This is a genomic window from Rhizobium azibense (genome assembly GCF_004342325.1).
Taxonomy (GTDB): Bacteria; Pseudomonadota; Alphaproteobacteria; order Rhizobiales; family Rhizobiaceae; genus Rhizobium; species Rhizobium etli_B.
Map to the genome: position 1 here is coordinate 63,809 of NZ_SMBJ01000011.1, position 14,899 is coordinate 78,707.

The following is a 14,899-nucleotide window of genomic DNA, read 5'->3' on the forward strand; positions in this document are numbered from 1 at the left end:
ATGGAACTCTGGATCCTGTTCGGTGTCTTCACCACTTTGATGCTGATAGGCACGCCGATTGCCTTCTGCCTCGGCGTCGCCAGTTTTGCGACGGTGGTCTATATGGGCCTGCCGCCACTGGTCGTCTTTCAGCGGCTCAATTCCGGCATGAGCGTGTTTTCGCTGCTCGCCATCCCCTTCTTTATCTACGCCGGCGATCTGATGGTGCGCGGTGGCATCGCGAGCCGCATCGTCGCCTTTGCCGCTTCCCTCGTCGGCCACGTGCGCGGCGGCCTCGGCCAGGTCAATATCGTCACTGCGACGCTGTTCGGCGGCATTTCCGGTTCGGCGGTGGCGGAGGCCGCAGCCGTCGGTGGCCTGATGATCCCGCAGATGAAGCAGCGCGGCTATGGCGCGGACTATGCCGTCAACGTCACCTCGATGGCAGCGCTGATCGCACTGCTTCTGCCGCCCTCCCACAACATGATCATCTATTCGATCTCTGCCGGCGGCAAGATTTCCATCGCCGACCTGTTCACGGCCGGCATACTACCCGGCATCCTGCTCGCAGTTGCCCTCATGGTGACGGCCTACATCGTCGCGCGCTCGCGCGGCTATCCGACGGAGCCGTTCCCCGGCTTTGTCATGGTTGCACATCTGCTCGCTGTCGCCTTGCCCGGGCTTCTGCTGATCGCAATCATCTTCGGCGGGGTGAGGTCCGGCATCTTCACGGCGACGGAAAGCTCGTGCATCGCTGTGCTCTACGCGCTGCTGATAACCCTCTTCGTCTACCGGCAGATGAGCTGGAAAGACTTCGTCCACGCCACGCAAGGCGCCGTGCGCACGACGGCAATGGTGCTGTTGATCATCGGCACCGCTGCCGCCTTCTCCTGGCTGATGGCCTTCCTCAAGGTCCCCGCCTCGCTCGTGGCCTGGATGAAGGCCGTAGCCGACGATCCATTGACGGTACTGCTCCTGCTCAATGTTTTGATGCTTGTGCTCGGCACCTTCATGGACATGGGACCGACGATCATCATCTGCACGCCGATCTTTTTGCCGGTGGCGCAGGCCTACGGCGTCGATCCGGTGCATTTCGGCGTGATCATGATCCTGAATTTCGGCATCGGGCTGAATACGCCCCCAGTCGGCGCGGTGCAATTCGTGGCCTGTGCGGTCGGCAAGATTTCCGTCTGGGAGGCCATGCGCTCGATCTGGCCGTTCTATGGCGCAGGCCTCGTGGTGCTCGGACTGGTCACCTACATCCCGGCTATTTCGCTGTGGCTGCCGGCTGCGTTCAAATAGGAGAGCGGACATGGCGGCCGATACAGCCCTTGATTTGAGGATCGAGCGAAGGCCGAAACTCTCCGAAAGCGTGGTTTCGGCCATCCGCGCGCAGGTCTTGTCCGGGGAATACGCACCCGGCCAGAAGCTGCCGACGGAGAGCCGGATGGGCGAGCTCTTCGGCGTCAGCCGCACCGTTGTGCGCGAGGCGATTGCGACCCTTGCCGCCGATGGGCTCGTCGAGGCGCGGCAAGGCGCCGGCGTCTTCGTCAAGGACCACCCGACGCTTGCCTTCGGATCGATCACGCTTGACGTCGGCAACAAGATCTCGCATGCGCTTAACGTAATCGAGGTGCGCATGGGGCTGGAGATCGAAAGTGCCGGGCTTGCTGCGCTCCGGCGCAACGCCGCCCAGGAGGCACAGATCCAGGAAGCTTTCTTCGAATTCGACCGGCTGCTTGAGCGTGGCGAGGCAACGGGCAAAAGCGACTTCTTTTTCCACCGCGCCATCGCGGCTGCCACGAACAACTCCTATTACGTAGAGGTTCTCGATGCGCTCGGCATGCGGGCGATCCCCTGCGATGTCGCCTCGCCCTGGGGTACCGACAGCACGCTATCGCGCAACTATCAGGAAGGTCTGCAGCGCGAGCATCTGGCAATCCTGAAGGCGATCTCGGCAAGCGATCCGGAAGCCGCCCGCGCCTCCATGCGCGCCCACCTGACCGCCAGCCAGGAGCGCTATCGCGCGCTCATAAGCGGCCAGCAGGCAAAATGGATTTCAGGAACGGCCAAACGCAAGGGCTGATGCGCCGAAGATAGCCGGTGTTGAGAGGGCCAAGCACAGCACCCAAGCAGCTTCAAGAGCTGGCGGCCGTATGGAGAGGGCTGAAGCCTTGTGCGCACTCAACTGTGAATGGCTGACATAGCGACCATGTTGTAGTCTTGAGCCGGAGTGACGAGGACTGAGCGTGGAACGGAAGCTTGCTGCGATCATAGCCGGCGACATCGCCGGATATAGCCGCCTGATGGCCGAGGATGAGGCGGCGACCTATGCAGAACTGCGTTCAGTTTTCGACGACGTAATCAAACCGTCGGTCGAGCACCATGGTGGCCGGATCTTCAAGAGCGCCGGCGACGGGTTCCTTGCCGCATTTCCAAGCGTGAACGAGGCCCTTGATGCGGCGATCGGTATTCAGCTCGGCTTTGCGGAAAGACCTTTCAATCTGCGTCTCGGCATAAATCTCGGAGATGTCATCGAGCATGATGGCGACATGTTCGGTGATGGCGTCAACGTCGCGTCTCGGCTTGAAGCCATGGCCGAGCCTGGCAGCATATTTGTGAGCGCTGCGGTCGTGCGGAGCGCCGACCGGGGTCGTGGTGACCTTTTCCACAGAATCGGGTTACGGCAAGCTAAGAACATTCCAGAGCAACTTGAGGTATATGCCGTCAGGTTAGACGGCGCTGGCGCTCACGGATTGAGACGGCTCACGCGTGCCCTGCACCGGTCGCGTGGTGCGGTGGCCTTTGCGATTTTCCTGAGCGTCCTCCTGCTTGTCATTGCAGCAAGCCAGGTTCCTGGATTGAAGACGATGACGGAAACGATCGCCGACAGGGTTACTTGGCTCACCGGCGTCGGAGATATGGATCGGCGTCCCTCTGTTGCCGTCCTTCCCTTCGACAATATGAGTGGCGATACGGGACAAAACTATTTCGCCGATGGATTGACGGAAGACATCATCACGGAACTGGCACGCAATCCCGAACTTCAGGTGATCGCTCGCAATTCGACATTCGCATTGCGTGGAGAGGCGGCCGATATCCGCGAAGTCGGCCAAAAGTTGGATGCTGGCTATATCGTGGAGGGCAGCGCGCGGCGCGTGGGTGATCAGCTTCGCGTCGTCGCGCAGCTGATTGATACGCGAAGCGGCGCTCATCTGTGGTCGAGAAGCTATGATCGCCGCGTCGAGGACGTGTTTGCGGTCCAGACGGAACTCACGACCGAAATTGTTTCGCACCTCGTCTCATATGTTCGCGAATCCGAAGTTGCCGACGCCTCAAGGCGGCCGACGGAAAACCTGCAGGCCTATGACCTCGTCCTTAAGGCGCGGGATCGTTACAAACATGGTTCGAAAGACAGCGAAGCGCTTCTTGCGGCGCGCGCACTCTATCATCGCGCGTTGGAGCTGGATCCGGGATATGCCTTGGCGCGAGCCCATCTCGGCATGACCTACATCATCGACATGACGCAGGGCGTAAGCGGGCGAGCCACGATGGCCGACGTGGAAACGGGCCTGAGCGAGGCGCGACAGGCGATCCGTCTCGACCCCACACTTGCCATTGGTTACCAGGTGTTGAGCTTCGGTCTTGCGGTCAGCGGCGATTATTCCGGCGCAATCCAGGCCGCGCGTCGCGCCGTGGAATTCAACCCCAACGATCCTGACAGCCTGATGGCCTTGGCAAAGGCGCAGGTCCGTTTCGGCAATTATCGCGAGGCAGTCAGCAATGCCGAGCGCGCACGGCGCCTGCATCCGATGGCGCCGGAATACTATACCTACGTCCACGGTCAGGCACTTTATGCCGCTGGTCGCCTGGACGAGGCGGACAGCGTCATTGGAGAATGCCTGATCCGTGCGCCGCAGGATGCGGATTGCCTGCTGATCCGAACCGCATTGTTGGCAGGTCGCGGTGACGTGGCGGAAGCCCAGGTTGCGATGGCGCGATTGGTGCGAGCCAAACCCGAGTTTTCGCTGGCCTCCGAACGCGACTATCGGCGATTTGGAGATTCTCCCCTGATGGATCGCTTCCTGCAGGAACTTGCCCGTGCAAAGGCTCCGGAAACCGCCGCGCGTTCAGGACTAATCGAACGAGAGAATGCCTGAGCGCGGCAGGCGATTTCCCCGCGTTCTCCCTGTGGCTTCCGGATCGATCAGAAATCAATCAAGCCTTTCAATCCCCTTGCGCCTGCGATCGATTCCAGCGAGTGTACTTGCCGATAGGTTGTGGGATGAGCCATGGACAGTGCGCAGTGGGTTCAGCCGGTAATGATCGTCTGCAAGAAAAGCGGGCAACTCTACACGATTACAAATACCCGCGAAGCTCTCGATATGCTTCTGCGGTATTGGCCAGTCTCTGATGGCAAGGCATTTTTCGATGCCATGGAAGTGTGCATCGGCGTAGCCGAGGGAAGAGCGTCAAAAGAGCAAGCAAGGCAAGCCTTCATCGATGCCGCTCATGAGGCACTGATCCCTGTTGAAATTCCTGACGTCATCAGAGTGAGGGTCTGATTTCCGCGCCATTTTAAGCGGCTGGCTAGAATGCTTCGTCGTCATATCGCATTCTCCCGGGAAACGCTTGTTGTGAGTTCCCAAGGCTCGACAAACTTCATGATTCAGTGTTCATATCCGCCCGGTCTCGCAGAACGAGCAGGACGAACGGTAGAACTCTCAGTCCGTTATTGATCCCTGGATCTTGGCTTATGCGCCGAGTAAGAAGACATCCGCACCGTCCCGACACCGATTGCGAAAGCCGGTTGGATATGAGTCATGCCACCGCTGCCAGAATTCCAGCGTAGGTCAGGTGATGCAATAGCTGATCTGCTCCGTGCGCAGCCCAGAATGCACGAGTCATGATGCCACCAGAGTGCTGACGGGAATGAATGGCTTTCGCGTGGTCGATTGCATAATGAATTGCGAATTCGCTTGCTCCCAAACCGAAAATGATCCCCATGTCCAGCCCAAAGAAAACCAAAGCGGGGAAGCTACCGACGGCATGAATGGCAGCATGCACGTAACCCCCGGGATTTCTAATGTGACCCTTGCCCTCGAGCATCCAAGGCGGCTGCAACAGATAGTCGGCCACGAAATGCTTGACCTGCAGCCAGATCAGCAGACTGATAAAGGGAAATATATTGTCCATGTTGCGTTCTCCCTCACGCCTCGGGACCCGTTCCATCGATCGTAAAAAACGGCACCGATTGCGACTTGCCGCGCACGGTAGTCTCGCCGAGCGGACGCGCCGCGAACCTGCCGCGCGTCCGCGCAAACGTCTCGCCACTCAGGACAATCTCTATGCCGTTCTCCTTAGCTACTCCGACGAGGCGGCTCGCGAGGTTTACGACATCTCCGATCGCGGTGTAGCTTAGCCGCTCTACCGAGCCGATGTTGCCGACCAGCGCGGTGCCGCTGTTGATGCCGATCCTGACCCGCACCCTGTCGTGCTGAGGTGCCAGTGGAGGCATCGCATGCATCGCGTCTCGGATAGCCTTGGCGGCGCGGCAGGCGCGGAGCGCGTGATCGGGCTCACGATTCGGCGCGTTCCAGATTGCCATAACAGCGTCGCCGATGAACTTGTCGACGGTTCCGCCTTCTGCGTGGATGGCGGCGATGGAAAGCGTCAGAAAACGGGTGAGATGAGGCTCGACGCCGGCACCGAGTTCTTCCGTCATCTCCGTGAATCCGGGCAGATCGGCGAAGAGGACGGTGATGTCGGTGACCTTGCCGCCGGGCTTGGGCTCTATGCCCCCATCGACCAGCGGCTTGACGACATCGAGCGGCATGAAGCGGGCGAAGGCCGATAGCCCCGAAGACATCCTCTTCAGTGCCGCCGAGAAATCATTGAGTTCAGCCAGCAGGGTGGGCGTGTGGCTGACGGCATTGTGTTCAAAGCGTTCGACTGCGTGCAGTTGTTGGGCAAGCCGGGCGAGCGGTCGAGCAAAGAGCAGTCGGGCGAAGACAATGGCCGTGACCGCAGCCAGCAGCGCAATGCCTGCGATAATGACGAGAACGCGCTTGGTGTTCTCATCGATGTCGCCGGCGAAGGTGGAGCGCGGAATGGCAGTCAACAACCGCCAGTCCTCGAACGGCAGCGCGCTCGACGAAACGAAGATGGGGCCGAGCGCGTCAGTCTGCTGGAGCGTGCGGAAGACGCTTCGGGAATTGGCGCGGCGTGCCGACGCGACAGCAGAGGAAAGTGCATCGGCCTTCGGAAAATCAGCGAGATGGGCGGCCATGACGCCATCCGACGGTTCAGACGTAGCGAGAACGATGTCGTCCTTTGCGAGCACGTAGACTTTGCTCTCGGAGGGGATGTTGAGGTCCTGCAGCGTGAGCGACAATTGGCGCAGGCTGACCGCGACCATGATCACGCCTTCGAGCCGCCCGAAGGCCTCGACACGCTTTGAAAGGACGATCGAAGGCTCGAATCCACTCGGCAGGATGTCGACCACGGTCCAGACCGGCTCCGTACTGTCCTTGCCTTTGCGATACCAGCGAGAGCCCTCGGTCACATAGGCGCTCTTGGTCTTGAGACGCTCCTCAAAGATGATGTCGCCGGCGATTGGCCTGTAACGGTCCAGGCGCAATTGACGGAGTTCGCCGGGGGCGGCCTTGGCGATTTCGATCATCTCGATTCGGCTGTCAGGCGCTGAATGCGAACCGAAGAAGCGCCCGTCGGGGAAACCGAATCCGATCCAGGCGATCGCGGATTGCTCGCGCAGCAGCGAGAGGAAAAGGAACTCGCGCTTGACCTCATCGTCGGGCTTGATGGCGCCTTGAAAGAAGATCGAACGAATGACCTCCGCCGTGCTGGACACCTGTGCCAGCTGTGAGGCCAGTTCGTTGCGGACGGCGCCTGCGCTCTGAGCATCGAGGGCCGCCACGACATTGTCGACATTGGCGCTCGCGGTGCGTTGCCATATGAGATGGACCAGTCCTGCCGTCGAGAGAACGGCGAGCAGCAGCAGCGCGGTGACTGCGCGGCCCATCTTCACACGTGGCAAGAAATCAGCGCTCATGGCGGTCGGTGATGAGGCGAGCGCTCCGCTCGTAGCTCAGATAGGCCAGGCCCCAATCTATGAAGACGAGTAGGCGATTGCGGAAACCGACCAGGAACCAGAGATGGGCGAGGTTCCAGACCAGCCAGGCAGAATAGCCGGAGAGCCTGAACCGCCCAAAATCGGCCACCGCAGCCTTGCGGCCGATCGTGGCGAGATTGCCACGGTGCCGGTAGCGGAACGGCTCGACGGGATCGCCAGCCATGAGTGCGCGGATGGCGCGTGCGACATGCTTTCCCATTTGCTTGGCGGCAGGAGCGATGCTCGGAACAGGGCAGCCGTCCTCGTTCTTTACCGCAGCGGTATCGCCGATAACGAAGATGTTGTCATGGCTTGGGATGTTCAGTCGCTCGTCCACCATCGCACGACCGGCTCGATCGGCCTCGGCGCCGAGCCATTTGGCAGCCTTGGATGCCATGATACCGGCAGCCCAAAGTACACAACTGGAACGGATCTGCCGCCCATCGGCGAGCATGACGCCCTCGGCGTCGCAGTGGGTGACGGCGTTGGTCGACAGCACTTCGACGCCAAGGCCCTCGAGCTGGCGCTGCGCCATTGCCGAAAGACAGGCCGGCATGGCGGGCAGGATGCGGTTGCCGGCTTCGACCAGCACAACGCGCGCCGAAGCGGCATCGATGTGACGGAAATCGCGAACCACCACCTTACGGGCGAGCTCCGCGATGGCGCCGGCCATTTCGACGCCGGTCGGCCCGCCGCCGATCACCACGAAGGTCAGCAGCACCTCGCGGCGCTTCTCGTCCTGGGTGACCTCGGCGCGTTCGAAGGCGGAAAGAATGCGGGCGCGGATCTCGGTTGCGTCTCCGATCGTTTTCAGACCTGGTGCGCTTTCGGCCCATTCCTCGTGGCCGAAATAGGCATGGCGGGCACCAGTGGCAACGATCAGGTAGTCGTAGGGTATGGCGCGGTCAGCGGTTTCGACGAGCTGCATCGCCTTGTCGATGCGCTCCACACGCTGCATGAGCACGGTCACATTCCTCTGGCGCGACAGGATGCGGCGGATCGGCATGGCGACCTGTGCCGGGGAAAGACCCGCCGTCGCCACCTGGTAGAGCAGCGGCTGGAAGAGGTGATAGTTGCGGCGGTCGATGACCGTGATATGGACGTCGGCACCCTTGAGCCCCATGGCTGCGGCAAGCCCGCCGAAGCCGGCGCCGAGGATGACCACGCGGGGGCGGCCATTCCCGGCGAACGGGCGGATCATATTCGGCGCACCGCCTGTTATCGCGCTCTCGGCTTCGATCCGCATGGCTTAGCGCTCCCGCGAAAAGAAGCGGCCGGCGAAATGGTCAAGCGAGATCATGCCCGCGCCGCGGGCGATGATGAAAAGCAGCAGAGCCGCCCAGGTCAGGTGTTCGCCCCAATGGCCGGGATAGACGAAAACCTGGATCGTTGCCACGACGGCGAGCAGCATCACTGCGGCGAACCGCGAGAAGAGACCGAGGAACAGCAGGACTGCACCAGAGAGTTCCGCTGCGGTGGCAAGCACTGCGGCAACACCCGGATCGAGCACGGGAAGCCGATACTCGAAGGCGAAGAGCTGGACCGTGACCGGCCAAGAGACGAGCTTGCTCTGCGACGATTGCCAGAAGACGTTCGCCACGGCGGCCCGGGCGACGAGCTGGACCACTGAGATCGGCACGGACGAGGCGATGCAGAGCGCGTGAGAATAAAGACCGGCTAGGCCGGCTCGTTTATGCATGGATACGGGTGTCATCATGGTCATCGATCCAATCCTTCAGTTGAGGTTTGCTGGCAGGTGCCGGACGTGGGTGACTAGTCCCTCGGCGAAGAGGCCACCAAGCGAGGCAACGAGGTCGAAGTCCGACATGCGGTTTGCGGCCTTCATCACCGCTGGTTCCAACCCGCGCCTGTTCTTGAGCGCGCGCAGGAAAGTGTAGTGGGCACCGTTCACACGCAGGAAACGGACGCTGTCGCGGTCGCGCCAGAGCGCAATGCGCTGAGGTTGACGCTTGATGTCGCGGAGCAGTTCCAGGTCGCCATCCGCCTGGTGCGCCGACCAGATGTCGAGCGCCGGCCAGCGGCAGAAGAGCAGCCGCAGCGACGGCTGGAGGACAAGGTCTGGGATCGTGCCACTTCCGCCGCGCTGGAGTTCAGCCATGGTCGCGGGTGTCAGGACGGCTGCATCGAGCGCTTCGGCGATCCGCCATTCGAGCCGCGCGGTGTCGGCGATGAAAGGCAAGGACTTGAGGTCGTCGAGCCGGGCGAGAAAATCGGCAAAGTCGCTTCCGTAGCGTACCAGCCGCGCCTCGGACGGAGGACCGACGCGTATGAAGCTTGCCGCGACGTGGCGGAAATAGCGTTCACCGATCAGGCTGACGGTCACCGGAAACACCGACACGAGCGTGGCCGTCAGCGATGCGAAGGTATTGTTGCGATAGATGTTGAAGCGGCGCATCGGGTCGAAGCGGTTGCCAATCTCGAAAGAAGAACGAAGGTCCGGCCCGGGACGGCTGAGTATCTTCGCTGCGACGGCATCTTGGAGCGCGAGGTCAGACAGCATGGCGCGCCCTCTTCGTGACCGAGTTGCTTGCGAAGACCGAGGGCGTGATCGTGGTCAATGCCGCGATGGCCGGCATGGCGCCGTGCGCCAGGTTGCTGGTCGAGGGCAGTGCGAGCCGCTCGAACCGCCGATCTGGCTTGTGGGCAATTTGTGGTGTAGCGCGCTTCTCGAAGCTGATCGTTGCCGCCATCATGTCGGCCCACATGGCCTCGCCGAGCAGCACGTCGAGTTCAGGCACTTCGCTATCCCACTCGATCAAAGTCGGACGCTGGCCGATACGTCTGAGCACGTAGGCATAGAGCGACCAGACCGCGGGCGGTACGCGCGAACCGTGGTCATCGATGAGAACCACGTCGCCGTCGACCTCGTTCACGGCGTGGCCGGCGAGATGGATCTCGCCGATTGCTTCAGCGGGCAGTTCGTCGATGAAGGCCTTTGCCTCGAAATTGAGATTGCAGGCCGAGACATAGACGTTGTTGACGTCGAGGAGCAGGCCGCAGCCGGTCCGCTTGACAAGCTCGGCCAGAAACTGCGCCTCGGTCATGGTGGAGTTGGCGAAGGCGATGTAGGCGGACAGGTTTTCGATGAAAACCCGGCGCTGCAGCGTGTTCTGCAGCTGGTCGACATTGGCGGCGACGATTTCGAGCGCATGTTCGTCGTAACGCAGCGGCAACAGACCGTTGAGATAGGCGCCGTCGCCAACGCTCCAGGCCAGATGCTCGGAAACCAACCCAGGCTGAAACCGAATGCACACTCTGCGCAACCGCTCCAGATGGTCTCGATCAAGGCCCGAAGCGCTGCCCAGCGAAAGACCGACGCCGTGCACCGACAGCGGATAGGTCTCGCGCAACTTCTCCAGCGCATCGACGGCGGCTGAATCGCCCATGTAGTTTTCGGCATGGATTTCCAGCCATCCCGCCGCAGGGCGGCGGGAGATCATTTCAGAAATGTGCCGGGAGCGCAGACCAATGCCCGCTGCATCCGGTACTGGAAGACTGGGAAATATCTTGGACATTGGTCACTCCTTCATATTGGCTGAATGAAGCTTAAAAGGCCTCAGGTCTTGGGTTCGATCGCTCCGCCGGAAATCTTGGCGCAGGTGCCGGCAGGCACGTAGATCCAGGCATCGCCCTGGTTATCGGCGGTCGAGGTGCCGGCGCAGGAATGGGTAGCCGTCTGGCAATCGTTGAGGCTGGCCTTGACGACGCCGTAGCACTTCTCGAACGAGAATTCGGGCTGTGCGGCGGGGCCAGCGAAGGCGTTTGAGGTCGCCATGGAGGTCATGGCGGCAAGGGCGGAGCCGATGAGGATACGAGTGGTGTTCATTGAAGGGTCTCCTGGTTGAGGTTCGATCAAACCGCCTACCGGCTTGACTGGAGTTACTTTCCCGCATCGATGGTGACGTTTGAAATGCTGTTGCGGCATGGTTTCGATGACTGGCGCTATGCGCCTGCAGTGCCTCGAGCAGGCAAAAAAAGCCCCTTCCGGTGGGAAGGGGCGAGGCGGCATGCCGGGAGGGAGTTGCCGAAGCGGGAACCAGTCGAAAAATCAAAGGTATCGTTCGCGGATATCGACGGTCGATCGTTTGCCAATATCCTGGTAATTGGCGAGCAGCCACATGTCGGCGCATTCTCGGCCCCGGTCGCGGAGGTCGACCAACGCACCCCAGTCGGCATTGAGTTTACTCGACACGGAGAGGCTCTTCATCGTCTCGTCGTCAGCGATGCCGTGCACGAAGATCCGCTTCAGATTGCCGGACCTTTCCGGCGAGGCGTCGATCAGGTCGGTGACGAAAGCCACCGCTCGCATTTCCCTCAGCAACGACGAATTGAAGCTGATCTCGTTGATGCGGTTGAGGATTTCGGGAGCCGTGCGCGGCACCGCGGTTCGCTCGATTGGGTTGATGTGGACGATCAGAACATCGGGCGTGTCGCAGCCGTAGATCAACGGGAAGATCGCGGGGTTGCCCATGTAACCGCCGTCCCAGTAGAACTCCCCGTCGATCTCGACTGCCTGGAACAGGAAGGGCAGGCACGCCGACGCCATGACCGCTTCGATCGAGAGCTCGTCATTGCCGAACACCTTGACCTTGCCGGTCCGCACATTGGTCGCGCAGATACTGAGCTTGACCGGGCAGCGCGCCATCCTGATCGCGTCCATGTCGATCGACTGTTCGAGAACCTGCCGCAGCGGGTTGAAATTGAAGGGATTGAACTGGTAGGGCGACATCAGCCGCGTCACCATGTCGAACATCATGAAGGCGGGTGAAAATTCGAGCGCCCGCGAGCCGGTGATCTTGTCGAAGATCGTCGGTTGCAGCGGTCCGGATGCGGCCGCATGGCTGACACGCCGCCAGAAACTGGCGAGCGCCGTCTGTGCGCCACTCCGTCCGCCCTCGGCGAGGCCATAAGCAAGAACCGTTGCATTCATCGCACCGGCGCTGGTCGCGACGATGCCTTCGAAGGAAAGGTTGGGCTCATCGAGCAGGCGGTCGAGAACCCCCCAGGTAAAGGCGCCGTGCGCACCGCCGCCCTGGAGCGCCAGATTGATCATCCGCGGCCCGCGTTCGTGGGAGGCGGCAGCCGTACTGTCGGCGGTCGTTTTCCTGACGTCTGCATGCTTGTTCATGGAAGTCCCTCCCGATTTGCCCCGATTTGGCATTGTCAATGCGCCGTCCAGCCGCCGTCGACCGGAACGGCCGTGCCGGTGATGGAATTCGCGAGATCGCAGCAAAGGAAGACGCTGAGCGCGCCGATTTCCTCAACGGTTGCGAACCGCTTGGTCGGCTGGTTCTTTAAGAAGACATCCCTGATCACGGCATCGCGGGCGATGTTGTGTGACTTCGCCTGGTCATCGATCTGCTGCTCGACGAGAGGCGTCCAGACATAGCCCGGGCATATCGCATTCGATGTCACGCCGAACTCGGCACCTTCAAGAGCAACGGCCTTGGTGAAACCCACGATGCCGTGCTTGGCGGCTACATAGGCGGATTTAAAGGGCGAGGCGATCAGGCCGTGGGCGGAAGCAACATTAATAACGCGGCCATATCCACGCTCGCACATGCCGTCAAACGTCGCCTGGACGAGATGGAAGGCCGCCGAAAGGTTGATCGCCATGATCGCGTCCCACCTCTCCGGCGGAAAAGTGCCGACCGGCGAGACATGCTGGATGCCGGCATTGTTGACGACGATGTCAACCTGGCCGAACCGGGCCTTTGCGCGTTCCACCATCATCAGGATTGAATCGCGCTTTGACATATCGGCGCTGTCATAAGCGACGTCGACATCATTGCTCTCGGCCATCTCTGCACGCAGGGTCTCGATCTCCACTGGATTGCCGAAACCATTGAGCATGACGGAGGCGCCCGCCCTGGCAAGCGCATGGGCAATGCCAAGGCCAATGCCGCTGGTCGAGCCCGTCACGATAGCCGTGCGGCCTTCGAGCATCTTGCGGCCGGCCAGGGCCTCGGTTTCGGTATCAAGCACGTTGAGCATCGCATTCTCCATCTCTTGCGGCGCCACCATCCGTGGCTACCCGATAAGAATGGCGCCCCCGTTGCCATAAGAGAAATGCCGCTCTCTAATAGAATTGATAAATCCATGGCATTGGATGAAGATGGAATGCGGGACCAGAATAGATGCACTGGCATTTAAATGGATCGTTCGGGGGAGCGGATATGGATATCCATCACATCCGGTATTTTCTGGCCGTTTGCGAAACGCGCAATTTCACGCGTGCGGCGCACAAGTGCAATGTTACGCAACCCGCCTTGAGCCGTGCGATCCAGCAGCTTGAGGACGAGATAGGTGGACTTCTTTTCCGGCGCGAGCGCAACCTCACGCATATAACCGATCTCGGCAATCTCCTGCGTCCACGCTTTCAGCAGGTGCAGGACGAGCTCTTTGGCGTCAAGTCGGAAGCATCGAAGTTTCTCTGCCTCAATGACGCCCACCTAAAAGTCGGCATCATGTGTACGATCGGACCGCGCCGCTTCACCGGCCTGCTCACTGATTTCAATTTGGGGCACAAGGGCATACAGCTCCAACTCGTTGAGGGCATTCCGGCCAGGTTGTCAGAGCTGCTGGAGCAAGGAGAACTGGACGTCGCAATCATGTCGAGCGCCGACAACTTTCCGGAACGCTTCGATGTGACGCCGCTCTTCCGGGAACGGTTCATGCTAGCCTTTCCGGCCGGTCACCGCCTCAGCCAATACGACGCTATTCCGATCTCGGCAATTGATGGCGAGATATATCTGCGCCGCGTCAACTGTGAGTATTGGGATTATTTAACGGATCTCTGTGACGCCCAGGGGGTGAGCACCATTGTTTCCTATTCCAGCGAACGAGAGGACTGGATCCAGAATCTCGTCGCCGGCGGGCTCGGCATCTGCTTTATTCCGGAATATAGTGCTGTCGTGCCGGGCCTGCAGGTCCGACCCGTCGCGGAGCCCGAGGTTACGCGCGAAGTCTGTCTGGTTACCGTTGCCGGCCGCCGCTTCTCTCCCGCTGTTTCGACCTTCGTCGGCGCTGTCAAATCATATGGCTGGGCGACGACTCCGCTAACCCGCCAGAATGAATATTTGAACTGAAACAATGACCTACGCCCGGCATTCAGCCGATGCGGGCGTTTTCCGCGCGTCTTCATTTTCACCATAGCCTCAGGCTATGGAATTCAGAATGAGGCGGCATTTCTCATTGACCATCGACTCCTCCATCCTCCTCGTCATGCCCGGCCAGAACGCTTCATCCGGGCCTAACAAGGAGAACTCTGATGAAATTCGAACTCAACGCCAAACGCGTGACGCTTGCCACAGTCCTTGCCCTAACATCCTTCACTATAATACCAGGCGGACATGCCTACGCCGGAGAATGCCCGGCCGACCAGGTCGCAACCGAGGGCATGCCGCCCGGCGAAATGATGCCGAAGGACGTCACCGATGAGGTCATCTCCTCAATCGACCTCGCCTCCAAGGGCGATGCCTGGAAAAACAGCGCGCTGCGCATGCGCAAACTTATCGTACAGCCAGGCGGTGTCGTACCGTGGCATTCGCATGAGACGCGCCCGGCAAACATCGTGATCGTTTCCGGATCGATCACCGAATACCGCAGCACCTGCAAGGTGCCGGTCGAACACAAAGCGGGCGACGTGACGGCCGAATTTGGTGCGCTGTCGCATTGGTGGAAGAACAATGGCAGCGAGCCGGCTGTTCTTTACTCCGCCGACATCCTGACATCCGAAGAGCACAAAAACGAATCCATGTGAGCTTT

Annotated in this window: 15 protein-coding genes; 6 read left to right on the top strand and 9 right to left on the bottom strand. The window is 60.6% G+C overall.

Annotated features, from left to right (window positions below; all coding sequences use genetic code 11):
* The 4 genes from EV130_RS25200 to EV130_RS25215 all read left to right on the top strand — a co-directional run bounded on the left by EV130_RS25200 (window position 1) and on the right by EV130_RS25215 (window position 4,544).
* Window positions 1-1,281 (top strand): TRAP transporter large permease, encoded by a 1,281-nt coding sequence (locus EV130_RS25200; protein WP_074062139.1) that lies wholly within the window; start codon window positions 1-3, stop codon window positions 1,279-1,281.
* Window positions 1,282-1,291: 10 nt separating this feature from the next.
* Window positions 1,292-2,065 carry a FadR/GntR family transcriptional regulator gene (locus tag EV130_RS25205; protein WP_074062140.1) on the top strand — a complete coding sequence of 258 codons (774 nt, stop codon included), beginning with the start codon at window positions 1,292-1,294 and terminating at the stop codon, window positions 2,063-2,065.
* 163 nt (window positions 2,066-2,228) lie between these two features.
* Entirely contained in the window at window positions 2,229-4,139 is a 1,911-nt protein-coding gene (locus EV130_RS25210) for an adenylate/guanylate cyclase domain-containing protein (RefSeq protein ID WP_132661935.1), read from the top strand.
* 132 nt (window positions 4,140-4,271) lie between these two features.
* The gene (locus EV130_RS25215) at window positions 4,272-4,544 is read left to right on the top strand and encodes a DUF982 domain-containing protein (RefSeq protein WP_074062142.1); all 273 of its coding nucleotides are present in this window, start codon (window positions 4,272-4,274) and stop codon (window positions 4,542-4,544) included.
* A 256-nt stretch (window positions 4,545-4,800) separates the two neighbouring features.
* Here EV130_RS25215 and EV130_RS25220 read toward each other — a convergent pair whose 3' ends face one another.
* The 9 genes from EV130_RS25220 to EV130_RS25260 form a co-directional block, all read right to left on the bottom strand.
* The gene (locus tag EV130_RS25220; RefSeq protein WP_132661937.1) at window positions 4,801-5,175 is read right to left on the bottom strand and encodes a DUF3307 domain-containing protein; all 375 of its coding nucleotides are present in this window, start codon (window positions 5,173-5,175) and stop codon (window positions 4,801-4,803) included.
* A gap of 13 nt (window positions 5,176-5,188) precedes the next feature.
* Window positions 5,189-7,051 (bottom strand): adenylate/guanylate cyclase domain-containing protein, encoded by a 1,863-nt coding sequence (locus EV130_RS25225; protein ID WP_132661939.1) that lies wholly within the window; start codon window positions 7,049-7,051, stop codon window positions 5,189-5,191.
* Window positions 7,041-8,357 (bottom strand): NAD(P)/FAD-dependent oxidoreductase, encoded by a 1,317-nt coding sequence (locus tag EV130_RS25230; protein WP_132661941.1) that lies wholly within the window; start codon window positions 8,355-8,357, stop codon window positions 7,041-7,043. Before EV130_RS25230 ends, EV130_RS25225 begins: the two co-directional genes overlap by 11 nt.
* 3 nt (window positions 8,358-8,360) lie before the next feature.
* On the bottom strand, window positions 8,361-8,834 hold the full coding sequence (locus tag EV130_RS25235; protein ID WP_132661944.1) for a DoxX family protein: 474 nt from the start codon (window positions 8,832-8,834) through the stop codon (window positions 8,361-8,363).
* A 12-nt stretch (window positions 8,835-8,846) separates the two neighbouring features.
* Window positions 8,847-9,632, bottom strand: coding sequence for an HvfC/BufC family peptide modification chaperone (locus EV130_RS25240; protein WP_132661946.1), 786 nt, complete (start codon window positions 9,630-9,632; stop codon window positions 8,847-8,849).
* Window positions 9,622-10,647 carry an MNIO family bufferin maturase gene (gene bufB, locus EV130_RS25245; RefSeq protein WP_132661948.1) on the bottom strand — a complete coding sequence of 342 codons (1,026 nt, stop codon included), beginning with the start codon at window positions 10,645-10,647 and terminating at the stop codon, window positions 9,622-9,624. The genes EV130_RS25240 and bufB overlap by 11 nt, the downstream gene beginning before the upstream one ends.
* A 41-nt stretch (window positions 10,648-10,688) precedes the next feature.
* A complete protein-coding gene (locus EV130_RS25250) occupies window positions 10,689-10,958 on the bottom strand; it encodes a BufA1 family periplasmic bufferin-type metallophore (protein ID WP_074062149.1) in 270 nt (89 codons plus the stop codon).
* 222 nt (window positions 10,959-11,180) lie between these two features.
* Window positions 11,181-12,260 carry a patatin-like phospholipase family protein gene (locus tag EV130_RS25255; protein ID WP_074062150.1) on the bottom strand — a complete coding sequence of 360 codons (1,080 nt, stop codon included), beginning with the start codon at window positions 12,258-12,260 and terminating at the stop codon, window positions 11,181-11,183.
* A gap of 35 nt (window positions 12,261-12,295) precedes the next feature.
* Window positions 12,296-13,126 (bottom strand): 3-hydroxybutyrate dehydrogenase, encoded by an 831-nt coding sequence (locus EV130_RS25260; RefSeq protein WP_132661950.1) that lies wholly within the window; start codon window positions 13,124-13,126, stop codon window positions 12,296-12,298.
* Window positions 13,127-13,308: 182 nt separating this feature from the next.
* Between EV130_RS25260 and EV130_RS25265 the strand changes: the two genes are divergently transcribed.
* Both EV130_RS25265 and EV130_RS25270 read left to right on the top strand, forming a co-directional pair.
* Window positions 13,309-14,220 carry a LysR family transcriptional regulator gene (locus EV130_RS25265; protein ID WP_132661952.1) on the top strand — a complete coding sequence of 304 codons (912 nt, stop codon included), beginning with the start codon at window positions 13,309-13,311 and terminating at the stop codon, window positions 14,218-14,220.
* A 182-nt stretch (window positions 14,221-14,402) separates the two neighbouring features.
* Window positions 14,403-14,894, top strand: coding sequence for a cupin domain-containing protein (locus EV130_RS25270; protein WP_132661954.1), 492 nt, complete (start codon window positions 14,403-14,405; stop codon window positions 14,892-14,894).
* The last annotated feature ends 5 nt before the right edge of the window (window positions 14,895-14,899 follow it).